Source organism: Paenibacillus sp. FSL H8-0317 (assembly GCF_045040685.1).
In the GTDB taxonomy this organism is placed as follows: Bacteria; Bacillota; Bacilli; order Paenibacillales; family Paenibacillaceae; genus Paenibacillus.
In genome coordinates this window covers 4,773,680-4,799,699 of the sequence record NZ_CP150294.1, presented here as the reverse complement: position 1 = coordinate 4,799,699, position 26,020 = coordinate 4,773,680, and the positions used below count along the sequence as shown (strand labels likewise).

The following is a 26,020-nucleotide window of genomic DNA, read 5'->3' as shown; positions in this document are numbered from 1 at the left end:
ACCGCCTTTCCTTAAAGTGGATTCCTGTATATATTTTCCCTGAAAAATGGTTCTATACATTCAACCTTGCAAATAACCTAACAAAAAAAGCTTGTCACCGGCCTCGCCGCGTGAGATAATTAACTTTTGCCCAGCGGCCTTTTTGGAACGGGAAATTGAAATTGGACCGCTTTGTCTAAGAATGGAGGCTGACCTAGGATTGTCTACACAACGTTATCCTTTTGCATATGATCCGGCTGAACCTTTTGTATCCCGTCTTGGGGAATGGGTTGCCGATGTTTTTTACGATATTTTGCCAGAGTTCGGCTTCGAGGTGCGGGATGAACAGATTTTTATGGCGTACCAGCTCGAACGGGCCTATGGAGATAAAAAGACCATTATGGCGGAGGCCGGTGTCGGAACAGGCAAGACGTTAGTCTATCTGCTCTACGCGGTCTGTTATGCACGTTATACGGGCAAACCGGCAGTGATTGCTTGTGCCGATGAGTCTTTGATTGAACAGCTTGTGAAGCCCGGCGGAGATATTGCAAAGCTGGCTGCACATCTGGACTTGGAAGTGGACGCACGTCTGGGCAAATCACCGGACCAATACGTCTGTCTGAACAAATTAAGTGCGATGCGATTTGCGGATGAGGATGCGCCTGTTATTGAAGAAGTGCATGAGAGTCTACCGGATTTTGTGAACACGCCGGGTACACTTCAGGCTTTCCATCCGTATGGTGACCGCAAACAGTATCCACATCTAAATGATCGTCAGTGGAACAAAATCAACTGGGACCCGTTCCAGGATTGTTTTGTTTGTCCAAAACGTCAACGCTGCGGCCTAACGCTGTCGCGTGACCATTACCGTCGTTCCAAAGACATCATCATCTGTTCCCATGATTATTACATGGAGCATGTGTGGACCTATGATGCGCGCAAACGCGAGGGACAATTGCCACTCCTGCCTGATCACAGCTCAGTTGTATTTGATGAAGGACATTTGCTGGAAGAAGCAGCCCTGAACGCACTGAGCTACAAACTGAAACACCGTATCTTCGAGGAACTCGTCACTCGCTTGTTAGAAGGAGAGATTCGTGAATCCCTCGCGGAGCGTGTGGATGAAGCAATTGAGAGCAGTGAGCGACTGTTTGCGTTGCTGGATACCTACACGGTGGCGATTCCGGGATCGGAACGGAAAGAAGTTCGGGTAGAGCCGCCACTGCTACGTGAGATTGAACGTCTGACGAGTGTGCTGGATGCGATCGGCGAGGAACTGGTATTTGAGAGCGGATTGTTCTCGCTGGATGGTTATCAGATGCGTGTCGTGGAAGAACATCTGGACATGATTCAGTCTGCGCTTGCCTTGTTCCGCAAGGAAGATGGTTACATCTGTTGGGCGGAAGAGAGCGAGGATGAGACGACCTTATCGATCATGCCGCGCACCGTGAAGGAAATGCTGAACGAGCGTGTGTTCAACACAGGTATTCCAATCGTGTTCTCCTCTGCCACGTTATCTGTGGACAGTTCATTCCGTTATGTGGCGGACAGCCTGGGCATTGATGATTTTGTATCATTCTCGGTGGCTTCCCCGTATGATTATGCGGACAAAATGAAGATGAAAATTACCGATGAAGCTATACCGGGTCACCCGGAGAACGAAAATCGCATGCGTGATGCGGTGTCGTTACTTCAGGAGAGTGGAGGACGTGCCCTGGTTCTGTTCCGTACGATGGAAGAACTACGCGCATTCAAGCAGGACATCGTTCATGTACCTGAAGCAGAAGGTTTGCGCTTTATGTACGAAGGCGACCGGGAGATCAGTGATCTGATCGCGGCGTTCCAGCAGGATGAGGAGAGTGTGTTGTGCTCCGTTAATCTGTGGGAAGGACTGGACGTTCCGGGTCCGTCATTATCCAATGTCATGATCTGGTCGCTTCCGTATCCACCACAGGACCCTGTCTTTAATGCAAAACGCAGTGCGTCGGCAGCACCATACGAAGAGATCGATCTTCCGTATATGCTCTTGCGTGTGAAGCAAGGTCTCGGACGTCTGATTCGGACAAGCACAGATTCTGGTTCCGCGGTCATTCTCGATGAATCGCTGTATACCAAAAAGGAAGCCAAAGACCGCATTGCGGCCCTGCTTCCTGAAGGTGTGGAATGGACAACCCTGACACACTAACCAGCTTAGGTTACATGTTCTTGCTTTATTTTTGATGATAAAGTTTCTTGCCAAAATAAGTTCTTGTTCTCTGCGGATACACCATCCGTATGTGAGCAAGAGCTTTTTTTGTTTTGATGGTTCCTCCAATGTATTTCTATTCCCTTTTTTTCGAGGAATTCCACTCGCTCCTGGCTCCCAATCTCTCCAACATTCTAACGAATCTACCACACCTTATTAGGGTGATAATTAAATAATGTGAATTCTAGCGAATCTCAGTAACGTTATCCCGTCCGAAAATGGCTTTTAAGCCTGTAAATCGACCGAATTTTGGAGAAATAACGTCGCTGTGATTCGTTACACGTCAGACCCACGCAAAGAGGAGCGAATAGCGTGTGTCAGGTTCATTTGAACCAATGACCAATGAGCGCTAATAAGGGAGGGCCTCTGTCATGCTCATGACTTATGGGAGATGGAAGCCCCTTTTTGATGTGTATAGATGTTAGCTGTGTTAAAAAATACCCATGCTCAGATACCGTTCCCCGGTATCCGGCGCAATGCAGAGCACCCGGTGCCCCGGCCCCAGTTCCTTTGCGATGCGAAGGGAGGCCCACACCGAAGCACCAGAGGAAGGGCCGAGCAACAGCCCTTCCCGGGCAGCAAGCTGCCGCATCGTATCCAGTGCGTCCTCATCGGACACCTGGATGATGGCATCCCATACGTCGGTATTCAGGATGTCCGGAATGAACCCCGGACTTGTACCGACGAGCTTGTGTGGTCCGGGCTCGCCACCGGACAACACCGGAGAACCTTTGGGCTCCACCGCATAGATGCGGATGTCAGGCAACTGCTTGCGCAGTTCTTCCCCGGTGCCGGTAATGGTTCCGCCAGTTCCCGCCGTAGCGATGAAGGCGTCCAGCTTGCCTTCCATCTGCTGCATAATCTCGGGAGCCGTTGTGATCCGGTGAATGTCCGGGTTTGCCTGATTCTCGAATTGCTGCGGAATGAAACTTCCAGGAATATCTGCCTGAAGTTCTTTTGCTTTGCGAATCGCACCAGGCATCCGCTCCACAGCAGGGGTGAGCACCACATCTGCGCCGTAGGCTTTCAGAATGTTGATACGCTCCTTGGACATATTGTCCGGCATGATCAGAATGGCTTTATATCCTTTGGCGGCGGCATTCATCGCAAGACCAATCCCGGTATTGCCGCTCGTCGGTTCGATAATGGTAGCACCAGGGAGCAAGTGTCCCGCACGTTCAGCCTGAACGATCAGGTTGTAGGCGGCACGGTCTTTGACGCTGCCACTTGGGTTGAAGTATTCCAGTTTCACGTATACATCAGCGGAGTCGCTGCCTGTGAGTCGGTTTAGTTTAACGGCAGGTGTCTGGCCGATCAGTTCGGTTACATCTGCGGCAATGCCTGTATGTGCGGGTGTTCGTTTAATCGAATGTGTATTCAAATCCATGAATTACAGCTCCTTGATTGATAAGACGTTGGGAGTATATCCGGTTGAAATCAATTCATGCCTTATTGGAATGGTTGGATATCTCTTCTCCATCTTAATGAACGTAACCTTCCGTGGTCAACTTGTTTTGCTGGGGATGGGTTCAATATTGTCAGAGTTGTATCAAGTCTGCGCCAAGTCCATCTGCAGATGCCGACTGAGTTCTTTTTTGACTTCATTGCGTGCGAATGTCCACAGCATATAGAACCGTTGCCAATACCCTCTGCACATATACAGAGTTTCGATACCCTCGGATTCACGTTTCTCTTCCAGTACTTTGACACCACGGGTTCTCATCTGTTTACGAAGGGTCAACATCTCCTTGAGCACATTGTTCTGAATGCGGGTCAGCGATAGAATGTAGACTTCAGGCATCTTCAGCAGCAACGTATCCAGTGTGTGAATATCTCGTTCAAGTACATCCAGCAAAAGCGTGCGCACAACCAGACCTTTAATCAGACGATGGTCTTCATCCGCAGGGGATGGGGCGGAAGTTGAGGATGTCATATGTTCACTTCCTTAACCTTTAATTGGAATTTTATATTTACAGAACATGTGTTCCTATATTATAATCAATATATGTAATGGAGATACACAATACAACCGAGAAATATTGGAAGCACACATTATCGCATTTTCCTAAAGGTACAGATAGTGAGTGAGGCTAGGGATTTAGGGACAAGCCTGCTCCAAAATAAGGTATAATTTATGGGTTTTGCAGGAAACCTAAGGCCATAAACCAAATAAGCCTTATGCAGCGCATTCTGCTACAGAAGTAATTAAAAGCAATGAATTACTGCAATGAATTGCGATCATGATTCAAGGATGCCTTGCCTTAACACGATGGCACCAGGTCAACGAGTAGAAGCAGCTTTATTTTAGTGAAAATGAGCAACAAAAAAGCCCCTGCCTTGGGCGGCGGGGCCTATGGAATACTGCCGATTCAGCGGCAGGTTTGATGATGTGTTCAGAAATTAAGCAAGATATTGAGGCTTTTCGTAGAACGCCTCTTTTTCAAGGATGACCTTATAAGGTCTTTCCTTGCCCTTCAGGGAGGGCCCAATGGTAGTTAGCGGTACGGCCGGCTTGTGGAAACGATCTTCTTCCTTGGGTTCCGGAACCGGTCGTGATGATTCGGGCGCAGAACTGAGGCGTACCTTTTTTTCGCTGCCCCAGCGCTTGCTTATTTTTTTCGTGTCCGGTTTCATTCCGGTTCGCCTCCTAACAAATCGTTGATGGCGTTGAACAGTTGACGATTCTGTAGGTCAATCTGCTGAAATACCGCCTCATCCGCTTCAATATGTCCAATAATGTGAACGGTGATTACATACCTCTTGGCTACAGGATAGCATAGCAGATACTCTTTCTCAAGGTAATCATCATACAGGTTAATCTTGATTTTATTCTCCCGGTAAGAATCAATCACCAGGATGCGCTTGGGATCATCCGGTTGTTTGTCGTCATTAGCGGACAAGTCATACTTTCTCCCCGGTTCTCCAACATTACCACATAATTGCTCAATATAACCACTGTCATCTGTACGGTATATGGCTGTGCCACGTACAGCGAATGGAGGATGAGAGACAAAGGCAGTACGCAAGGCATCGCTCATTCTCTCCAGCATCTTGGCATCTGCTTTGCGGGTACGCAGCAATTCCCTAAAGAACCGCAGCAACTTAAGCAGTTGTAACCTCGCTTCTCCCTCAGTGCGTTTATGCTTCTCAATGATGTTCTCCAATTCTGGGTCACTCCAGCGTCCTTGTTCCTCAATACTGTCTGCGATTTTGGAACATGCCACGGATACAGCTGGTGCCCACTTTCCGTCAGAACGGATTTCATATACGAGTGGATTTAATCCCAGCAGATCTGTGGGCATACGCAATCCTTCAACCTTGGTTGTGTCCTTAATGTCTGTAATATCCTCAGGAAGAATGAAAAAGATACGTTTTCGTCCCAGACGACCCATAAACAGACCCATTTCCAGCATTGTATTATCCCGGACCGACGCGTAGTACTTCCCGCGAATTTTGGATATATCATCCGGATGAAAAATAAAAATGGCAAAGTCAGTCGTACGGACCTCTACTTCCAGATCGTCCATGGTATAGCTGCTTGGATTAAAAACCCCAGAATACCAAGGGGTAACTTCGGCTGAAAAACGCAAGTTTTCGTGTACTGCGGCTGCAATCGGCTTCGCTTCCAGCGAGCAGCCAATAAAGACTCTTGGCTTTAACGTTTTCATCAATCCGCCTCGCTTAAACGGTAGTGGGATTCAATTGTTATATTATACCATAAAAAGCAGAGTAAGTCTGGAAACGTCTGAACTGGACAAAGAATAAGCCGATTACGTTTTGCTATAGTGTATGTACGAAAGGAAAATGATTCCTTTAAAAAGCGCAAGAAAATAAAAAAAGGCCCCAATTTGTCACAGTTGGGTGACTGACAGTTATTTTTGGAAGCTTTGGTCATAGAATAAAGGAGCAGGTTGCACCATTAGCAAGCATTGCTTATCCTGGTGTTGCCGTATGACTGCTGGTGCAGTCCAAAGGCTGCTTTATGCCTGTTTTTGAGGGGTCTGCTGTTTAGACCCGGTCACGTTGGTGTTATATAATAGAAGAACAAGCAAGTTAGCTTTGGTGTTTAAACTGAATGAACTTGCAACTGCTGTAAGTTGGATTTACAATTTACACAGGAACGAAGAGTGCAGAACCCATCTGTAGAAGCGAAGCGTTCGCCTGAAAGCTTTTTGAATGAAAGCAGCTTCGGAAGCATAGGCTATCACCGGATTTTCCCAGAGGGAAAATGGAATTCCAAAAATTCGGGGATAACCGCGATCAAAAGAGGGTACTGTAATCCAAGTGTAAGTGTACAATTAAATGTTCAAGCTTATGCATTGTAGTTATTTTTCAGTTTAACTGAGCACAGCTAACCACAACAGAACAGAAAGGATCAGGATACCATGAGTTCCCGAAGGACAATCTCCCCAAGGACGATCTGGAAACGTTACGATCTCTCATACACATAGCGCCCCTTGTAGAGTACACCAACCGGTTCAAAAAAACGGCTGACTCTGCGAAAGAGGGGATTGGAATGAATATTCGAAGGACGTACACGATGATTTCTTCCAGGCTTACCTTTTGCAGGGTACGGTCGGTCTAAAAAACCAACCTACAAACTGCGAGGGAACCTGAATGAAGAGAACATCGTTAACCTTACAACACGTTAAAACAGAGGCGATCAAATTCGCCATTATGCTACTCGGTACATTTATTTTAGCTTTTGCTTATTATCACATTAACTTTCAGAATCATTTATCGGAGGGCGGATTTGTTGGTCTGGCCCTGCTCGGAAAATACGCAACAGGCTTATCACCTGCTATCGGTATGTTGTTACTGGACATTCCGGTCATGATCCTGGCTTGGTTCCTTAAAGGCTGGAAATTCATGATTCAGGCATTGCTTGGCGTCGGTGCATTTTCCCTATTCTATGACGGCTTTGAACGATACTCCACACTGGTATTGTCGTTTAACGGAAATCTGTGGATTCCGGCAGTTCTATCCGGTATATTGACTGGGGTAGGCGCTGGGATCGTGCTTCGATTCGGTGGAGCGACAGGCGGAGACGATATTCTCGCCGTGCTGGTTAGCCGCTGGAAGGGATGGAAGCTGGGAACAGTTTTCTTTGTCAGCGATGCTTTTGTATTGGGATTGTCGCTTTTCTTTCTTCCGGTAAAAGAAACTTTATATACGATTCTGGCCGTATGGATTGCCAGTAAAGTCATCACGTACGTCGTTAGTGTTCCGGCTCGCGGAACCGTGGTTACAACTTCGGCTGTGAAATTGCCGATGCCATCGGCTGCAGCCAAGGCAGTTAACGCTGCTGCTATTTCACAACGGACTACGGTGGCTAGAGGGGTATCCAATTAACCATACGTTTCAGAACAACCATAACCTGTATACATCACATTCAGGTCTTGATAGTTAAAGTTCATACAAAATCCCTTTTGACTGCTCTTCAGCAGCAAAAGGGATTTTATTGTTTTCCGATTCATTCAGGGTTTGATCGAAGAAGCAATCTGACCATCCTGATTATGGATAATCGCTCGAATATTTTGTTTGCCACTCAGTTCTTTGGCCTTATCTACAGCTTCTGCCTTAGTATCAAATGTCGATAGATAGGTAGACTTTCCTTCTTCCTTGATCGCCCAACCGGAGTCAGTAGGCACGACATGGATGTTGTCATGACTTTTGGACGAAGAGACGGGCTCGGAATGACGACGATCCGTGGAAGACGACTTTTTAGGGTTGGAATTATCGGAAGAAGATGTGGAGTCCGACTTCGAACTTTCCGGCGCGGGATGGTTTTCATCCCATTCTTCTGCCTTAGCTGTCGCTATAGCAATCGAGCGTCCTTCCTCATACCCGTCATCGAGCAGAGCATTGGCAATCTCAATTGCTTTATGTCTGACACGTGGTTCCAGGTTCTTCATGGATACCGGATAATCCTGTTTGTTCCAAGGCATATGAACCCCTCCTGTAGAATTATGGATTAATGGATTAGTTGTATATTACCCTCTGAGGGGAGGGATAAACGATGAACAGCCGAGGTCGTAAGTGCATTTACCGATGATCTATATAAATTGAAATAAACATTTACACGAAACGGAGAGGACAGAAAAAACCTGAAGAAACGAAGTGTTCGCCTTTATCCCGGATTTACCCCTTTATAAAAGGAATCAAAAAATCTGGGGATAACAGCGATCGGAGGTTTTTCTGTCATCGGAGTGTCCAGTGTAAACATTATTTATTTCAACTTATATAAAAGGATCTCGTTCCTATACTTTTGCAAGCCAGAGGAGTATAATGCTGTCCATGAAAGAAATAAGTTCAATAACAGGAATATAAAGGAGTACATACATATGTTTAGTCTTAGTTTGGCAATCCCTATGCTGTTCACCATGCTGATTCATGCCGCAGACAGCTTGTCATACGCGCTCCGCCTTGGTGGACTACGCACCCGCAGAATTGCGCTAGCCATTTCTTTGGCGGGTATCTTGCTGCTGGTTTCTAGAACCTCGAATATGGCCCAAGGTCCGATGGTAGGTAATCTAGTGGATACTGCAACACGTGGAACCAATCCACACTTTGCGGCGCAGTTGCACTGGTTAATGGGTGCGGCAACAATTGGAACGGCATTAGCCATATTGTGTTTTCCAACCATGGTGAAGCTCTCATCAAGAATGGTTGTACATTTTGAAGCAGCCGGTTCCATCCCTGCGATGGTTCGCGGTATGCTGAAGCGAAGCAAGATTAGAAATGCAACGTATTACATCACCCCGCCATCCTGGAAGATGGCCAAACGATTGGTACAACATGGGATGCCAAGACGGTTAATGATGCTGAATGTAGCGGTAACCGCAATCTATACCACAGGTGTCCTGTCCAGCTTATACGCAGCGTACCTTTACCCAGGGCAGGCTGTAGCTGCATCCCAATCAACCGGGTTAATTAACGGAATAGCGACTATTTTGTTAACCATCCTGATTGATCCGCGGATTTCCCTGCTTAGTGACAAATCATTACGTGGCGAGATCCGTTTGGATCGCATGAATCAGATTTATGGCTGCATGCTCGTATCCCGTCTATTCGGTACACTGTTGGCACAGTTGTTATTAATTCCATTTGCGTATTGGATCGGTTGGATCGTAAGTATGATGTGACGACTCTTTCCTGAATTTTAGCCAGGCACTCTCTTGTACATCTTTTTGAAACAGCAAATGAGAGGGTGCCTGTGCAAATTGAATTGACGGACTATTTGTGCTGTGATACTATTAGACCGAATAGTCGGTTTATTTTATGGAGGTTTTTCCAATCGAAGTTAAACGAAGAAAAGATGTTACCCAGATAAAAAAAGACATTGCACGTAATACCAAGGAACTGTTTGCCCAAAAGGGATATAGTGCAACTTCCATGGAAGACATATGTACGATTAACAATCGGAGTAAAGGCAGCATCTATTATCATTTCAAAAGCAAAGAAGAGTTATTCATGTATCTAATCAAGCTTAACAATGAAGATTGGATGGATGCTTGGCTGGACAAAGAATCCGGGTATAAGACTGCCATAGACAAATTGTACGGACTTGCTGATCATTACGTGGATGATTTGGCTAACCCGCTGAATCACGCCATTAACGAGTTTGTCTCGGGTCAGGTCGTTAGTCAGGAGATGCTTGATGAGATGCTTTCCCTGATCCGAATTCCGTATGCGACATACGAGTCCATTATTACTAAAGGGATGGAAGATGGAGAGTTAAAACAGGATGACCCACAGGATGTAATGCACATTATCTACGGTCTGTTTAGCGGATTGACTACACTCTATTATGAGAAGGACCTGACGGATATTCGTCGTATTTACCACAAAGGCATGGCCGCTCTGCTGGCAGGTATTCAACAACGTTAACCATGAAAAGCTGATGTAACGTCAGTTTTTCTTTTTAAATATTAATAAACCGGACAGTCGGTTTAAAAAAGGAGATGGAGAATGAACACATTGTTCAGGAATAAAGCTTTTTTAATCGTGACAGGGTCTGATCTGCTGCAAAATCTGGCGATATGGATCCGAAATATGGCAATCCTCTATTATGTAATGGATCGAACTCAAGGAAGTCCAATAGCTGTCTCGCTGATTACCGTACTTGAATATGCCCCGATTTTTGTTTTCTCCATCGTTGGCGGTGCACTTGCTGATCGCTGGAATCCCAAACGTACGATGATACTGGGGGATATTCTGAGTGCGTTGTCTATTGTCATGATTATCGGTGTTTTATCTTCCGGGTATTGGCAGATTCTATACGTAGCCACGTTTGTATCCTCTATCGTTAGCCAGTTTTCACAGCCATCTTCTCTAAAGATTGTGAGGCGAAATGTAAAGGGAGAACATTTGCAATCTGCAATTGCGATTACACAGAGTGGTCAATCGTTGTTTTTAATTCTCGGACCAATCGTTGGAACGTTTATATACACTGCAATGGGAATTCAGGCATCCATGTACGCATTACTCATTCTATTCCTTACCTCTGCGCTTCTACTCACATTTCTGCCTAAAGACGCCACCCAGCGGGAAACAAATACCTCATTATTAGCGGATATCAAAGAGGGCTGGCAATATGTTGCTCGATCTCGCTCGTTAAAAATGCTTAGTCTGGTATTCATCTGTATAGGGCTTTCTGCGGGTCTCATCAGCCCCCTTGGAATATTTCTGATCACCGAACGTCTGGGACTTGAAGCAACGTCGTTACAGTTTCTCTCTGGAGCGTCCGGATTAGGTTTATTGATTGGAGGAGGGATTGCGGCTGCTGTAAGTGCCAAGCTGAACCAGACTCTAACTCTGATCGTAGGTGTGCTGTGTCTGGCTGTAGCCACGATGGGGGAAGTGTTATCCAGTTGGTTCTGGCTGACCCTTTTGATCAGCTTCTTGAGCTCAATCAGTTTGGCATTTATCAACGTCATCATCTCTACGTACCTGGTCACCCGGATAGATGAGCACTTGATCGGGAGAGTGAATGGCACCATCACACCTTTATTCATAGGAAGCATGCTTCTTGGATCTTCCATGGCAGGTGTACTGATGAACAGCACATCCATTTTTATCGTCTACGCAATCTCGGTTACCGTGATGATCATGGGTATTGTTCCAGCGATGCGAATTCAATTTCATAATGATCAGACGGCTCCTGCTAGCCAATTGATTTCGGAAATCTCTTCGAGCCAAACCTAACCAGTTCATTCTCGTGCAACAATAGTTCGTCTATGAAAAACAAGAACTTACAACAAAAAAGCAGCGGGATCATCCCACTGCTCTTTTTGTATTAGTATTATAACTTATTGGAAAAGGACGGCGTACTCACCGTATCCTTCTTTTTGCAAGTCTTCTTTGGGTACAAAACGAAGTGCCGCAGAGTTGATGCAATAACGCATTCCACCTGCTTCGGCAGGACCATCGTTGAACAGGTGACCCAGATGGGAATCGCCCTCACGACTTCTCACTTCGGTACGAATCATGAAGTGGCTGAGATCGGTTTTTTCCTTCACGTTGTGGTCACGCAATGGACGTGTGAAGCTCGGCCAGCCACAGCCGGAGTCGTATTTGTCGGTAGAACTGAACAATGGCTCGCCAGATACGATGTCCACATAGATACCATCACCGTGGTGATCCCAGAATTCGTTATGGAATGCAGGCTCGGTCGCGCTGTTCTGCGTAACTTCATATTGAAGCGGCGTCAGACGCTCTTTCAGCCCGTCTTTATCCACGTTACCGGTCCAGTTGCGTTCGATGAAATCTACACGTCCAGAACCTTTGCTGTAGCGTTTGTAATGGGCAGGGTTCTTCCGGTGATAATTTTGGTGATGTTCTTCCGCTTCATAGAACGGTTTGGCTGGCAAAATCGGAGTGAAGATTGGTTTGTCAAAACGTCCGCTTTGTCCCAGCTCCGTTTTGGAAGCTTCCGCAATCTGGCGCTGTTCTTCGCTGTGATAGAAGATGGCCGTCTGATAGGAAGATCCACGGTCATGGAATTGCCCGCCTGTATCCGTAGGATCAATCTGCTGCCAGAACAGTTCAACCAGTTTCTTATAAGGGAAGATGGCAGGGTCAAACGTAATTTGCACAGCTTCTACATGTCCTGTTGTCTCCGAGCAGACCTCTTCATATGTTGGATTCTCGGTATGTCCTCCTGTATAACCCGATACGATCTTATGAATACCGGGCAGTTCTTCAAAGGGGGATACCATACACCAGAAGCATCCGCCTGCAAAAGTTGCTAACTCACTTGAATGTTGTTCCATGCTATAGTCACTCCATTTCTGATGAAGATTTAGCGCTCGTGTTCGAGCTCCAGCAATCTACCGTTTTATTAAAACTTGTTACACAAGCATTAGCTCGCTCTTCTATTATATCCTGAATTGGCAAGCCAACCAAGCCGGAATGAAAACAAGCTGAATCTGAACGGTTTGCGAATTCTGAATTCAGGCTTTGTTGCGTGACCGAAAGCGAAATAAGAGCAATACAATGGCCATGAACACCAGATATCCGGCAAGGATGGCCAGGCTCAGCCAGATGGAGGTTTCAGCCTGTGCACCTGCATAGGCAAAAACAAAAATCGCTGGCAATTTGCCAATGGCCGTGGCAACCATGAAGACCCAGAATGGCGTGTACGTTATACCTGCGTAAATATTAACGGCCATCTGAGGCACGATCGGCAACAGTCGCATCGACATGACACCCATGAACGGATGTGCTTCCATCCATGTGGTAAAACGGTTCAGACCCCGAATGCGTTCGAGGTACGATCTCGCCTGATGTCTGAAGATGGTTCTTGCTCCACCATAAACGAGCATGGCTGCAAGTGTGGTGCCAAGCCAGCATATCCAGGCTGCCGTGGTGGTACCGTAACTGTAACCAAAGGCGATAATAACAAACTTATAAGGAATTACAGGCACAAGAGCAAACAATGTTGCCATGGCGAGTAACAGCGGTATGGACTGATGAAGATCGGTCCAGGCCAGCAGTTCATATCTGTAAATAAACGTGACTCCAGCAAGTAAAACATATAGGAGGAGCCATAACCATTTTCGCAAAATCCCAAACGCTCCTTTCAGATCAGGCAGGTCTGGTCGTGTCCCGATCTGTACTGCTGTTCCTCCTAAGTTTACCACGTTCGCCCATTGTCTGAACAATTCGTGCGAAGTGTGCTGCAATCACTGGCAAGTTGCTGTCCGAAGGGTTACACTATAGGACGTGGAAATATAGAACCGAACTGAAGGTGGAATGATCATCATGGAAACAACCCAACGTAAACGAGTTGCAATTATCGGCCTGGGCGATATTGCACGTAAAGTATATTTGCCTCTGTTAACAGCTCATCCGAACGTGGAGATTGTAGGCATTATGAACCGATCTCCGGAGCCGGTCAAAGCCGTTCAAGAGGCGTATCGATTAGAACGGGGAACAACGGATCTGAAAGAACTGTTGTCCTGGGACTTGGATGCCGTGTTTGTACATACAGCAACGGAAGCGCACTTTGACATTGTCATGCAATGTCTGGAACAGGGATTAGCCGTGTACGTAGACAAGCCGTTATCCTATACAATTCGGGAGTCGGAAGAGATGACTGCTTTTGCCGAGGCACAAGGACTGTTGCTGGCAGTGGGCTTCAACCGCAGATTCGCACCGATGTACCAAAAAGGGAAAGAATGGATGCAGGGTGGAAAAGGTTTTGAATCCTTGACAGTGACCAAACATCGTACAGGCATTCAGGATCGTCCTGCGGCAGAAACCATCTATGATGATCTCATCCATATACTGGATCTGATGTTGTGGTACTCGGATCATAATGTGGAGTTGCTTCATCAATGGATTCGGAAGAATGATCTGGACAGACTGCTGCATGCAACCGGAACGGCCAAGCTGGGCAGAACAGCTTACGGTCGATTCGATATGGTGCGTGAGGCTGGGGCAGACCTGGAGAAGATCGAATTGCATGGTGGTGGACGCTCTGTTGAAGTGGTGAACATGGACACGATCCGCTGCATGGAACAGGGGAGTCTGGAAACCAAAGAAACGTTCGGGAGCTGGGACACCGTGTTAACACGCAGAGGTTTTAGCGGAGCAGTTGATAATTTCCTGGCTTGTCTGGACTCGCCTGATGATTGCCTGATCAGTGCAAGTCACGTCATGGACAGTCATGAACTGGCGGAACAATTGATTCGCAAATAATTGCAGAATACACTTACGGAGGAATACAAGTCATGGATGAATATGAAAAGGAACGTAATAAACAGATCGAGGAAGCTGTTGTAGAAACCTATAAACAGGAAGAAGAGATGATGATCCTCGTATTTGCCCAGTGGTGTGTCAATAATGGTTTGGACCCGGAAGAGATGTACCGGCAAGCCTACCCGGATCAGCAAAGCAACGAGCGTTTGCAGCAGGTGCAGAAGTTGATTGTATCCAAGGAGGAAGCCGGTGAGATCCCGGATGATACGGTACTTGGCGTGTTGTCCATGTTTGGCAATGAAGATCTGGCGATGGTTGTATCCGAGGCCATAGCCGCGCGCAAATAAGTTCAACTTACGTATACTAATATGATTACATCTGTTCCCGGTGAATGACGCGGAATTCCTTCGGGGACATGCCGAACCGGGAACGGAATACCCGATGAAAATAGGTATAGTTGTTAAAGCCGGAAGACTCAGACACTTGCTCCAGGGTCATTGGACTGAAAATAATCCGTTCCCTGGCCATATTCAACCGTACGTCAAGCGTGTATTGCATGATGCTTTTGCCAAATGCTTCTTTGAAGAGATGAACACCCCGTGAGACACTGATGCCAATATGTGTTGCCACATCATCCAGCTTGAATAAAGAGGAAGCGTTCTCTTCAATGTAATTCTTGATCTCATAGGCCACATAATTGGTGTTGGTTATCGTGGGATGCTCCGCGAGCAGACGATCCACTTCAAGACATAAAATTCGCATATAATAACTTGAAATTTCCGGATAAGGATTGGAGATGCGGCGCTGTTCCAGCACGAGTTGTCGAAACAGGACCAAGAGGCTTTCCGTCAGTTCGACTTTGATTCGGGTCGGCCGTTTGTGACGCTTCCACCACTCATCCACCCAGGAACCATTAAAGAAGATGTGATAGTCGCCACTCTCCACCAGTCGTTCTCCCATCGGATTGGTTTCATTGTCTATTCTCAGCTCATAGGGCTCGTCAGGATCAAAAAGAAGCAGATCGCCCGCATCTATCAGGGACATGTCCCCGTCTATGCGTGCACGGCAACGTCCGTCTGTTTGCAGTCTTAACAGGTAGTTCTTCACGCCTTCAGGCTGCACCATAGCGTAGGGTTTACGATGAAATGAAAAGCCTGCTGTAAGAACTTGGCAGGATTGATCTGTCGGCATGGGCATACTCCTTGCAATTTGAAAATTATGACCAGATAGTTCATGTTTCAATCATATTATTCATTTTAATTGAAGCTGAAACGGAATACCATAGTATTAGATTCAAGGAACAGGAAACATCCAACAAAACATAAGTATCTCAACCATTCAAACGCAGATTTTCACCATGCGTAAGGAGATGAACGTCACAGTGGAGAAAATGAAAGCAGGCATCATCGGGTGTGGTAACATCAGCGCCATCTACTTGGAAAATCTCAAAAACAACCCGGTCATTGAAGTCGTGGCTGTTGCGGATTTGATTCGTGAACGCGCTCAGGAACGGGCAGATGAATTTAATATCGCAAACGTTTACAATGTAGATGAGTTGCTGCAAAATAACGAAATTGAACTTGTGTTGAACCTTACGGTTCCTGGCAGTCATGCCATGACCGATCTGGCTGCACTCGAAGCAGGCAAACATGTGTATGCCGAGAAGCCGCTGGCAATTTCTCTTGAGGATGGTCGCAAGGTTGTTGAGTTGGCTGAGGAAAAGGGATTGTATGTTGGTTCTGCACCGGATACCTTCCTTGGTTCAGGCATACAGACAGCTCGTAAGGCCATTGAGGATGGGCTCATTGGCAAGCCGGTTGCAGCGACTTCATTCTTTATGGGTGGAGGACCAGAAGCTTGGCATCCTAATCCGGAGTTCTTTTATGTCGCAGGTGGCGGACCGATGTTTGATATGGGACCTTACTACCTGACCGCTCTGATTACGTTGCTTGGACCGATACGCAGAATCAGCGCCTCGGCAGGCATACAGATTGCAGATCGCAAGATTGGCTCTGGGCCGAAGGAAGGCACAGCACTGCAAGTAGAGACGCCTACCCACTTGGCAGGAACCATTGATTTTGCAGAGGGTGCCATTGCAACCATGATCACCAGTTTTGATATTCGTGGAGCTTCGGATCTGCCACGTATTGAAATCTATGGTACAGAAGGTACGCTTAGTGTACCGGACCCCAATTATTTTAACGGGGAAGTGAAGGTTCGCAGATACGGTCAAGACACTTGGGAGACGGTTAAACCAGTCTTCGAAAGTGGACAAAACGAACGAGGCATCGGCGTAACGGAAATGGTTGAATCCATTCGTGCCGGACGGGAACACAAAGCCAGTGGCAAGCTTGCTTATCACGTACTGGAAGCCATGCATTCATTCCAGCGTTCTTCACTTGAAGGCAAGCACATACATCTGGTAAGCAGCTATGATTCTTTTGCAGTAACTCGCACAGTTCAAACTGAGATTGAAACCGTGGAATCCCACTAGTCTGAGCAATAAGTGTTCGAAGCTTGATGCTCTTACGGGTGAAGCAGAATAACCAGTATTCTTACGTTCAATTTCAGGATAGAAACACTCTCGATTTTCCACACTAATCAAACAGGCATGTGATCTGAACGGTAATTGTATACAGTTCAATATTCATGAATTCAGCAATCATACGATATCTAATCCAGGGAGGAATCGCACTTGAAACTCGGCGTATTTTTGGTACTATTCGGAGGACGTAAATTGGAGGATGCTCTTGATTATGTAGCATCCAAGGGATTAAAAGCAGTAGAGATCGGAACAGGTGGACATCCAGGCAATGCACATTGTAAGCCAGATGAGTTATTAAGCAATCCTACAGCATTGAAAAACTTCAAAAATGCAGTGGAATCACGTGGTTTGACGATCAGTGCACTCAGCTGTCACGGTAACCCGCTACATCCGCAAAAGGATATTGCCAAAGGATTTCACGATGATTTTGTTAAATCGGTAGAACTGGCTGAGAAGCTGGAAGTACCTGTAGTGAATACATTCTCCGGTTGTCCGGGAGACCATGAGGATGCTAAATATCCGAACTGGCCTGTTGCACCATGGCCAAATGACTTCCAGGAGATCCTGAAGTGGCAATGGGAGAACAAAGTGATCCCTTACTGGACAGAGTGGGGTAAATTTGCAGCAGATCGTAACGTAAAAGTTGGATTGGAGCTGCACGGTGGATTCTCCGTTCATACACCAGCAACCTTGCTGAGACTGCGTGAAGCAGCAGGTGAAGTGATCGGAGCCAATCTGGACCCAAGTCACATGTGGTGGCAAGGTATTGATCCGGTTCAGGCAATTCACATCTTGGGACGTGAAGGAGCCATCCATCACTTCCATGCAAAAGATACAACGATTGATCCGGTAAACGTGAACAAACACGGTGTAACGGATATGCAGGACTATACCAATATGCTGGATCGGGCTTGGCAGTTCCGCTCGGTCGGTTATGGACATGATAACAAGACTTGGGCAGATATTATGAGTGCCTTGCGTCTGGTCGGATATGATTATGTAGTAAGTATTGAGCACGAAGACGGTCTGATGTCGGTTGAAGAAGGATTCTCTAAAGCCGTGCAAAATCTCCAGCAAGTATTGATCGAAGAACCGCTGGGCGACATGTGGTGGGTTTAGAGCTACACTAGGGGGAAATTGAATATGATCAACGTCACCATTTGGAATGAATTTGTCCATGAGAAAATTCACGATGAAGTAAGGGAAGTCTACCCGGATGGTCTGCATCGAGCACTGGCTGACGGACTTGGCGGCGAAGGCTTTGCTATTCGTACAGCTACACTGGATCAGCCTGAACACGGATTAAGTGATGAAGTGCTGAATTCCACAGATGTGCTCATATGGTGGGGACATATGGCACATGATCGCGTAAGCGATGAGATCTCACAGAAGGTTGCGCAGCGAGTGCTGAACGGCATGGGAATGATTGTGCTCCATTCAGGTCATTTCTCCAAACCTTTCAAAGCGCTGATGGGAACAAGCTGCGATCTGAAATGGCGTGTAGCTGACGAGCAGGAAATTGTATGGTGTGTTAACCCATCTCATCCGATTGCGGATGGCATCGAAGGCAAGATTGTATTGGAAAAAGAAGAGATGTACGGTGAATTCTTCGATATTCCAGTGCCGGATGAACTGGTATTTGTAAGCAACTTCCAAGGTGGGGAAGTATTCCGGAGCGGATGTACGTTCCGGCGTGGTGAAGGTAAAATCTTTTATTTCCGACCAGGTCATGAGACGTATCCGACCTATTACAAACCGGAAATATTAAGAGTAATCAGCAACGCAGTGAAATGGGCATATCCTGCCCGCAGTTTTAAGCCGGAATTTGGCAAGAGTGAACCTGTAAGACCATTTGGTGGCGTGCTGGTTTAATTCATAATTTGCTTCGTGAAAGAGATATATCAGTTCAACTAACATTTACACATCAACGGAGAGGGCAGAAATAACTTGAAGAAGCGGAGCGTGCGCCTTTATCCCCGGATTTTTTTCCCTATAGAAAGAAATCAAAAAAATCTGGGGATAACAGCGATCGGAAAGTTGTTCTGACATTGAAGTGCTAGTGTAGATATTCTTTAGTTGAACTGATATAGATAACGTAAACGCAAGCATATACCCAGGAACCCTTCTCCGAGTCAATGATGACTGTGGCAGTTGGGTTCTTTTTGGGTAAGATAGTACTATGGGAAGTTATACGATATTTCCCATGGTTACGACGCAGCGTGTAATGTATACTGGGATATATGATCCATTTTGGATATTATGCTTCTAAAATTTAAACTTTTTAGTTGCAGGCGTTTTCTTTGAAGCTTAAATATGTTATTATGAAATATACTAACAAAATGTAAGTTGAGTGATCTCTAAAGAGGTGATTAATGTGGAAGGTCAAGACTTGCGGATGTGTCCGCGTTTTGAGACGGCGTTTTCTTTTTTGGGCAAGCGCTGGAATGGTTTAATTATTCAAACGTTGATGAGTGGTTCGAAGCGATTCAAGGATATCTCCAATCTGATCCCATCCATGAGTGATAAGATGTTATCCGAACGGATGAAAGATCTGGAGGGTGAAGGTATTCTGGTTCGTCACGTCTATCCCGAGACGCCGGTTCGTATTGAATATGAACTGACGGATAAAGGTAGAGCGCTCCAGCCTGTCATGAATCAAATTCAAGACTGGGCTGAGCAGTGGGTTGACTAACGTATAAGCATCACCCGCATTCGTTGCATGAATGACATAGACTCCTGATTTCCGTGGAAATCAGGGGTTTTTGTCTTAAGGATTAGGTGGAGCGGCGTTTTTCTCTTGGGCTATGCACATGTTGTCATGAGTTGTAGTATAATCTATAGAAAATGGCCACAGACGGCCGGAGCGAAGGAGGCCCACTCGTCATGAGAGAAGAAAGCTTATCCCGTGAAGTACGCTACGGCAAGAAAGATATTGCAGAACTTGAGAGCGCATCCATTCAGGTCCATCTAATTTACAAAAAAGCTGCAGAGTTATTCAAGCGCACAGCATATTCCCGATCGGTTAAGGATGATCTTGCCCAATTGAATACGCATTCTGTGAACAGCGATGGTCCGAGATTAGCTCCGGCGGTGCTGCAAAAATGGATTCAAACGTCCAGGGGCTGGAAGTGTATCGGATGTGAGCTGGGGCAACCTGATTCAACGATGTCTCAGATGGAAGAAACTATCCATGGTAAGCAATGGGTTCTGGATGTGGGAGAAGGTCGGCTGGTTCAGGCAGAAATGCTGATTCAGGCGGTTGTCTGGTCTCAATATGAGAAGATTCGAATGTTTGCACCATGGCTTGGTGATGAACCCTTTTATAGCGTGCAGGAATTGGATGTCATTGCCCGTTATATTGTGCCTACCTATTTCTCGGAACGACCTTTGCATGAGCAAGGCAAGGTATTCAAGGTACATCAACAATATGGGCAGATTCCGTTGTATCAGGAGTATGTAGATGCACCTTCATGCTGCGTACAGGTGGATGGTGGATTACTTGAAGGGCGATTGCTGACAGGGGTATATGTGTCTGAGGAGCAGTTCTTCGGACTTAATCCATATCTGAAAGATGGCGATGGAGGACGGACATACATGCAGGCTTGTGTCCAATGATAACGCAACCAATGATAACGTGAAAATAATTTAGATTGGAGAGCCTGTGTGCAGGCTCTCTTTCTTGTACAAGCCTTATTTGGAGGCGGAACCCTATAAAAGTAACGGCTTTGACACTTTTTTTTGCCGAAGGTTGTGCCATAATAGAGGTTATGGACAACAGGGTGAATGATTTTACGCAGGGTGGTGTTACCTACATGATGAAGAAAATCCCCGGTTACATAGGTGTATGTTTGCTCCTACTGGCGATCTTGGCTGGTTGTAGTGAGACACAGCCTTCTGAGCAGCCAATTGTCAAAGAGACAGAAACAGCGAATACAATCACAGTGGCTGTAGATGGCAGTACGTTTTTGCCTGATGCAACAAAGTCCATTAAGCGAGATTTTAGTGAGGGTTTGACAATCAAAAAAGCATTACTCAATAGCGGACTGGTTGATTTTACGGCAGATGGCAAACGGATTCAATCCGTCGGTGAAGTTTCTCTGGATTCTTCGCTTAGCTGGGCTGTCAAATTAAATGGCAAGGATATTGAGCAGGAAGATTGGGACATGGAGCTTCATGCCAAAGATGAAGTGATCATTTACGTGAAAGCCGCTGACAGTGGGGGGGATGGCGTTGCATATCAGACAACGTTACTCAAGGTTAGCGGTGGAAACATTATGCCAACTCTTAATCGTCAATATGCTGGCGTCTATGTTCAGGAGTGCACAGTTCGCGATGTGTTGAAGTCCAGCGGCATTGTAAGAATGTCGGAGAATAACAAATTTGTCGTTTCGGTCGAGAATGTCACGCCTCGTATGAATGAGCGGTGGGTCATTATGGTGAATGACAAAGAATTAATGGAAAATGGTTTGGACATGAAATTGAATCCACGTGATGCGGTAAAGCTTGAATTGACCAACGCATCCTAAGTATACCAAGAAGCCCAATCTCTTTTTAGAGAGATGGGCTTTTTTTCATTGAAATATATAAACAATTTCCGATTGCATAGTCAAATATTAAATACGACAGATCTCGTTCGGGCAAAGCTCACAGTGACAGATCCCTTGCAGCATCTTCAGATCTTTGATGACAATCATGCCATTGTCATATTCAATCCCATCTTTCTTACGCAGGTCGCTTAACATGCGGTTTACACTTTCACGAGTGGCTCCAATCATATTGGACAGATCCGTGTGGGTAATTTTTTTGTGAATAATGACATGCTCTCCATGAGGCTCACCATACGAATTCGACAACCGAATGAGGGTGGAGCAGAGTGCACCCGGTTTGCCGTATAACATGAGATCCCGGAATTTGGTCTGTGTCAACCGGTGGTGGATGCCCATCCATTTCATAAAGTCGATCGCAAAGTCACAATGCTGGCAGATTAACATCTCCAGGTCTTTATGCTCCAGTACACCGATCTCACTATCCTCTAATACTTCCGCAGAGAAGCTGTGTTTAGAGCCAAAGAAGGGATCAGCCTGCCCAATCATATCACCGGATTGATACATGTACATGATCAGTTCCTTGCCTTCATCCGTGGATTTGGTGATCTGGGCACGACCCCGTTTCATATAATAAAGTTTGTCAGAGATGTCGCCTTCCCAGTACAGATGTGTACCTTCCGGATAGGTTCTATCTTTCATGGTAACCAACAGATGGTTGAAATTTGCTTCCGAGAAACAGTTGGTATTACCGCGCTTTTCCAGTACAGTTGTTAGTTCTCTCATAAATCTATCTCCCCTTTGTGTCCATCGGACGACCTTCTGTAATAAGCAGTAGCCTCCGAGGTTCGCCGCAAACCGTTGCCGTCCTGATCAGGGTCATCTCGGCCGGGAGGAAGGACGGTACAAATTGCGGTGGTTCAATTTTTAAGTTCAGTATATACCTAATCTTACCGTTTGAGGGGGAAGGAAAGGGGGCAAAAATGACGAAATTTCAAACATTGTGATAAAATTCACTTTTAATGGGGAGGATGAATTTTACAGCCCTATATTTTAAATAGGAAGTGAAAATGGTCGTATGAAGGACACTACAAAACTTAAATTAAATTTGTTATACTTTGTGAAAAAAATCACATAATTAAGTTTATTGTCATGTTACGATGTGAATGTAAACGAGAGAGACAAACTAATACGAACCTTTAGGAGGATGAGGGAGATGGCTGTAAAGAACGAAGTCGCCCCAGCAAAAGAACCGACAGCAGGTCAGTATATTCAAACGTTAATCGACAAAGCGAATAAAGCACACGCTGCATTCATGAAGATGGACCAGAAGCAGATTGACCGGATTGTGCAAGCGATGGCGCTTGCGGGTCTGGATAAACACATGATGCTCGCTAAGATGGCCGTAGAAGAAACAGGCCGCGGAGTATATGAGGATAAGATCACCAAAAATATATTTGCAACAGAATATGTGTACCACAGCATCAAGTATGACAAAACCGTAGGTGTGATTGAAGATAACGAATATGAGAGCTTCCAGAAAATTGCGGAGCCGGTCGGCATTATTATGGGGATTACACCCGTTACCAATCCAACATCAACGACGATGTTTAAAGCACTGATCTCCATCAAGACGCGTAACCCGATCATCTTTGGTTTCCACCCATCTGCACAGAATTGTAGCCGGGAAGCCGCCAAAATCCTGCTGGAAGCGGCTGTGAAACATGGTGCACCAGCAGATTGTATTCAATGGATTGATGATCCTTCCATGGATCGTACAAACGAACTGATGAATCACAATGATGTGGCTCTCATTCTGGCAACAGGCGGATCAGGCATGGTACGTGCAGCGTACAGCTGTGGTAAACCTGCACTGGGCGTAGGACCGGGTAACGTACCTTGCTTCATCGAGAAAAGCGCGGATATCAATCAGGCAGTAACGGATTTGATCCTGTCGAAGTCTTTCGATAACGGCATGATCTGTGCTTCTGAACAAGCGGTCATCATTGAAGAACCGATCTTTGATCAAGTGAAGAAAAAAATGATTGCAAACGGCTGTTACTTTGTTAACAAAGATGAAGCAGCAAAATTGACAGCGGGTGCGATTAATGCCGAGAAATGTGCGGTGAACCCGGCGATTGTTGGTCAATCTGCGGTAAGCATTGCGAAATTGTGCGGTATTGAAGTTCCAGCAGGCACCAAAATTCTCGTGGCCGAGATTGAAGGGGTAGGTACAAAATTCCCATTGTCGGCTGAGAAATTAAGCCCGGTACTGGCTTGTTACAAAGTTAAAACGGCAGCAGAGGGAATTGAACGTGCAGCAGAAGTGGTTGCTTTTGGCGGCATGGGTCACTCCTCGGTTATCCACTCCACAAATGAAGAAGTGATTGGCAAATTCGCAGATCGTCTGCAAACTGGACGGATTATTGTGAACTCACCATCCACACACGGTGCCATCGGGGATATCTACAACACAAACATGCCGTCATTGACACTGGGATGCGGATCATACGGACGTAACTCGACTTCTTCCAACGTAACCGCTGTGAACTTAATCAATGTGAAAAGGGTGGCTCGCCGTACCGTGAATATGCAATGGTTCAAAGTGCCGAACAAAGTCTATTTCGAAAAAGGGGCAACGCAGTATCTTGCCAAAATGCCAGACATCACACGTGTAGCGATTATTACGGATGCCATGATGGTGAAGCTTGGATATGTTGAAAAGGTAGAACACTATCTGCGTCAACGCCAAATGCCAGTAGCGATCGAAGTATTCTCCGATGTTGAGCCAGATCCATCCACAACAACGGTAGACCGCGGAACCGAAATGATGCGCCGCTTCCAACCAGACTGCATTATCGCACTCGGCGGTGGATCACCGATGGATGCTGCCAAAGCCATGTGGTTGTTCTATGAATACCCAGACACGGACTTCAACGACCTGAAACAAAAATTCATGGATATTCGCAAACGGATCTACAAATATCCACGTCTCGGCGTAAAAGCGAAATTTGTTGCGATCCCAACCACATCCGGTACAGGTTCTGAAGTGACATCGTTCGCGGTTATCACAGATAAAAATCAAGGCAACACCAAATATCCATTGGCCGACTATGAGCTGACACCAGACGTAGCGATTGTTGATCCGGAGTTTGTATACTCCCTGCCTAAAACAGCGGTTGCCGATACAGGTATGGACGTACTGACGCATGCGATTGAAGCTTATGTATCTGTTATGGCAAATGATTACACGGACGGACTTGCGATCAAAGCCATTCAACTGGTGTTCCAATACCTGGAGCAATCGGCACTGCAAGGAGATAAACTGGCACGTGAGAAAATGCATAATGCTTCCACGATTGCAGGTATGGCGTTTGCCAACGCATTCCTGGGCATTAACCACAGCTTGGCGCACAAATGGGGCGGTCAGTATCACACCGCACACGGACGCACTAATGCAATCCTGATGCCACACGTCATTCGTTACAACGCGAAAAAACCGACCAAATTTGCATCGTTCCCGAAATATTCGCACTTTGTAGCGGATGAGCGGTATGCTGAAATTGCCCGCATCTTGGGATTGCCTGCTCGTACGACAGAAGAAGGCGTAACGAGTCTCATCAATGCCATTCGCAAACTGAACAAAACATTAGGCATTGAAGCATCGTTCCAGGAAATCGGATTTGATGCCAAAGACTTTGAAGCACATGTAGATTATCTGGCAGACCGTGCCTTCGAAGACCAATGTACAACCGCCAATCCGAAGTTACCGTTGGTAACTGAACTGGCTGATGTATACCGCAACGCTTTCTACGGAAAGTTTGAATAACAAATTTAGAACGAAGCGTGCCTTACGGCAAGAAGATCAGGGTTCCCCGAGAGGGGAGCCCCGATTGCCGTCTTTCACACAATAACGAGAGGGCAGAAAAACAGAAGAGCAAAGCATCTGTTTTTCAGGAGTATTTTAAGATTTGGTTTGCTCCGAGCATAGAGGAGCAAAGGGGTTCTCAAAGAGGTTACACGGAACCCGTGATGGGGCCGTTTGAGCCAGATGTTCACACAATAACGAAGAGGGCAGAAAAACAGAAGATCGAGCATCTGTTTTTCAGGGTTTATTTTAAGATTTGGTTTGCTGCTCCGAGCATAGAGGAGCAACGGGTTCTATAGAGGTTACACGGAATCCGTGACGTGGCTGTTTGAGCCAGATGTTCACACAATAACGAGAGGGCAGAAAAACAGAAGAGCGAGCATCTGTTTTTCAGGTTTTATTCTAAGATTTAATTTGCTCCGAGCATAGAGGAGCAAAGGGGTTCTCAAAGAGGTTACACGGAACCCGTGATGGGGCCGTTTGAACGAACCCTTTACACGACAACGGAGGGGCAGAAATAACCTGAAAAAGCGAAGCGTTCGCCTTTATCCCCGGATTTTCCCTTTTCAAAAGGGAATCAAAAAAATCTGGGGATAACAGCGATTGGAAGGTTGTTCTGCCACGCAGTGATCCTG

Annotated in this window: 23 protein-coding genes; 14 read left to right on the top strand and 9 right to left on the bottom strand. The window is 46.2% G+C overall.

Annotation, left to right across the window (positions count from 1 at the left end; translation table 11 throughout):
• The first annotated feature begins 199 nt into the window (after positions 1–199).
• The gene (locus MHB43_RS21495) at positions 200–2,164 is read left to right on the top strand and encodes an ATP-dependent DNA helicase (protein WP_405117945.1); all 1,965 of its coding nucleotides are present in this window, start codon (positions 200–202) and stop codon (positions 2,162–2,164) included.
• Between the two features lie 490 nt (positions 2,165–2,654).
• On the opposite strand, the gene cysK is transcribed toward MHB43_RS21495, so the two are convergent.
• The 4 genes from cysK to MHB43_RS21475 form a co-directional block, all read right to left on the bottom strand.
• A complete protein-coding gene (gene cysK, locus MHB43_RS21490) occupies positions 2,655–3,611 on the bottom strand; it encodes a cysteine synthase A (protein ID WP_405117944.1) in 957 nt (318 codons plus the stop codon).
• A gap of 162 nt (positions 3,612–3,773) precedes the next feature.
• Entirely contained in the window at positions 3,774–4,157 is a 384-nt protein-coding gene (locus MHB43_RS21485; protein ID WP_405117943.1) for a hypothetical protein, read from the bottom strand.
• 467 nt (positions 4,158–4,624) lie between these two features.
• On the bottom strand, positions 4,625–4,858 hold the full coding sequence (locus MHB43_RS21480) for a hypothetical protein (RefSeq protein WP_339297374.1): 234 nt from the start codon (positions 4,856–4,858) through the stop codon (positions 4,625–4,627).
• The gene (locus MHB43_RS21475) at positions 4,855–5,892 is read right to left on the bottom strand and encodes a nucleotide-binding protein (RefSeq protein WP_051447360.1); all 1,038 of its coding nucleotides are present in this window, start codon (positions 5,890–5,892) and stop codon (positions 4,855–4,857) included. The genes MHB43_RS21480 and MHB43_RS21475 overlap by 4 nt, the downstream gene beginning before the upstream one ends.
• 949 nt (positions 5,893–6,841) lie before the next feature.
• Here MHB43_RS21475 and MHB43_RS21470 point away from each other — a divergent pair.
• Positions 6,842–7,576, top strand: coding sequence for a YitT family protein (locus MHB43_RS21470; RefSeq protein WP_036614465.1), 735 nt, complete (start codon positions 6,842–6,844; stop codon positions 7,574–7,576).
• Between the two features lie 125 nt (positions 7,577–7,701).
• Here the strand turns inward: MHB43_RS21470 and MHB43_RS21465 are convergent, their stop codons facing one another.
• A complete protein-coding gene (locus MHB43_RS21465) occupies positions 7,702–8,172 on the bottom strand; it encodes a DUF2188 domain-containing protein (protein ID WP_405117942.1) in 471 nt (156 codons plus the stop codon).
• A 396-nt stretch (positions 8,173–8,568) separates the two neighbouring features.
• Here MHB43_RS21465 and MHB43_RS21460 point away from each other — a divergent pair, with 396 nt between their 5' ends.
• The 3 genes from MHB43_RS21460 (at position 8,569) to MHB43_RS21450 (ending at position 11,431) form a co-directional block, all read left to right on the top strand.
• Entirely contained in the window at positions 8,569–9,369 is an 801-nt protein-coding gene (locus MHB43_RS21460; protein WP_405117941.1) for a lipid II flippase Amj family protein, read from the top strand.
• Positions 9,370–9,505: 136 nt separating this feature from the next.
• The gene (locus MHB43_RS21455; protein ID WP_405117940.1) at positions 9,506–10,114 is read left to right on the top strand and encodes a TetR family transcriptional regulator C-terminal domain-containing protein; all 609 of its coding nucleotides are present in this window, start codon (positions 9,506–9,508) and stop codon (positions 10,112–10,114) included.
• Positions 10,115–10,195: 81 nt separating this feature from the next.
• Positions 10,196–11,431, top strand: coding sequence for an MFS transporter (locus MHB43_RS21450; protein ID WP_405117939.1), 1,236 nt, complete (start codon positions 10,196–10,198; stop codon positions 11,429–11,431).
• Positions 11,432–11,535: 104 nt separating this feature from the next.
• On the opposite strand, the gene msrA is transcribed toward MHB43_RS21450, so the two are convergent.
• Together msrA and MHB43_RS21440 are read right to left on the bottom strand one after the other, a co-directional pair.
• Entirely contained in the window at positions 11,536–12,498 is a 963-nt protein-coding gene (gene msrA, locus MHB43_RS21445; protein ID WP_405117938.1) for a peptide-methionine (S)-S-oxide reductase MsrA, read from the bottom strand.
• Positions 12,499–12,678: 180 nt separating this feature from the next.
• Positions 12,679–13,290 (bottom strand): TVP38/TMEM64 family protein, encoded by a 612-nt coding sequence (locus tag MHB43_RS21440; RefSeq protein ID WP_047843643.1) that lies wholly within the window; start codon positions 13,288–13,290, stop codon positions 12,679–12,681.
• A gap of 199 nt (positions 13,291–13,489) precedes the next feature.
• On the opposite strand from MHB43_RS21440, the gene MHB43_RS21435 reads away from it, so the two are divergent.
• Positions 13,490–14,428 carry a Gfo/Idh/MocA family protein gene (locus MHB43_RS21435; RefSeq protein ID WP_405117937.1) on the top strand — a complete coding sequence of 313 codons (939 nt, stop codon included), beginning with the start codon at positions 13,490–13,492 and terminating at the stop codon, positions 14,426–14,428.
• A gap of 32 nt (positions 14,429–14,460) precedes the next feature.
• A complete protein-coding gene (locus MHB43_RS21430) occupies positions 14,461–14,775 on the top strand; it encodes a hypothetical protein (RefSeq protein ID WP_036674958.1) in 315 nt (104 codons plus the stop codon).
• 25 nt (positions 14,776–14,800) lie between these two features.
• Here the strand turns inward: MHB43_RS21430 and MHB43_RS21425 are convergent, their stop codons facing one another.
• Positions 14,801–15,619: an AraC family transcriptional regulator gene (locus tag MHB43_RS21425; RefSeq protein ID WP_221822176.1), complete on the bottom strand. Its 819-nt coding sequence runs from the start codon at positions 15,617–15,619 to the stop codon at positions 14,801–14,803.
• A gap of 190 nt (positions 15,620–15,809) precedes the next feature.
• Between MHB43_RS21425 and MHB43_RS21420 the strand changes: the two genes are divergently transcribed.
• The 6 genes from MHB43_RS21420 (at position 15,810) to MHB43_RS21395 (ending at position 21,499) form a co-directional block, all read left to right on the top strand.
• The gene (locus MHB43_RS21420) at positions 15,810–16,922 is read left to right on the top strand and encodes a Gfo/Idh/MocA family protein (protein WP_405117936.1); all 1,113 of its coding nucleotides are present in this window, start codon (positions 15,810–15,812) and stop codon (positions 16,920–16,922) included.
• Between the two features lie 201 nt (positions 16,923–17,123).
• A complete protein-coding gene (locus MHB43_RS21415; RefSeq protein ID WP_017687548.1) occupies positions 17,124–18,092 on the top strand; it encodes a sugar phosphate isomerase/epimerase in 969 nt (322 codons plus the stop codon).
• Positions 18,093–18,116: 24 nt separating this feature from the next.
• Entirely contained in the window at positions 18,117–18,845 is a 729-nt protein-coding gene (locus tag MHB43_RS21410; protein ID WP_017687549.1) for a ThuA domain-containing protein, read from the top strand.
• A 523-nt stretch (positions 18,846–19,368) separates the two neighbouring features.
• A complete protein-coding gene (locus MHB43_RS21405; RefSeq protein ID WP_221822238.1) occupies positions 19,369–19,665 on the top strand; it encodes a helix-turn-helix domain-containing protein in 297 nt (98 codons plus the stop codon).
• A 191-nt stretch (positions 19,666–19,856) separates the two neighbouring features.
• Entirely contained in the window at positions 19,857–20,588 is a 732-nt protein-coding gene (locus MHB43_RS21400) for a hypothetical protein (RefSeq protein WP_221822175.1), read from the top strand.
• 197 nt (positions 20,589–20,785) lie between these two features.
• The gene (locus tag MHB43_RS21395; RefSeq protein WP_221822171.1) at positions 20,786–21,499 is read left to right on the top strand and encodes a hypothetical protein; all 714 of its coding nucleotides are present in this window, start codon (positions 20,786–20,788) and stop codon (positions 21,497–21,499) included.
• A gap of 87 nt (positions 21,500–21,586) precedes the next feature.
• On the opposite strand, the gene MHB43_RS21390 is transcribed toward MHB43_RS21395, so the two are convergent.
• Positions 21,587–22,303 (bottom strand): Crp/Fnr family transcriptional regulator, encoded by a 717-nt coding sequence (locus tag MHB43_RS21390; RefSeq protein ID WP_036614443.1) that lies wholly within the window; start codon positions 22,301–22,303, stop codon positions 21,587–21,589.
• A gap of 430 nt (positions 22,304–22,733) precedes the next feature.
• Between MHB43_RS21390 and adhE the strand changes: the two genes are divergently transcribed.
• Entirely contained in the window at positions 22,734–25,346 is a 2,613-nt protein-coding gene (adhE, locus tag MHB43_RS21385; RefSeq protein ID WP_405117935.1) for a bifunctional acetaldehyde-CoA/alcohol dehydrogenase, read from the top strand.
• The last annotated feature ends 674 nt before the right edge of the window (positions 25,347–26,020 follow it).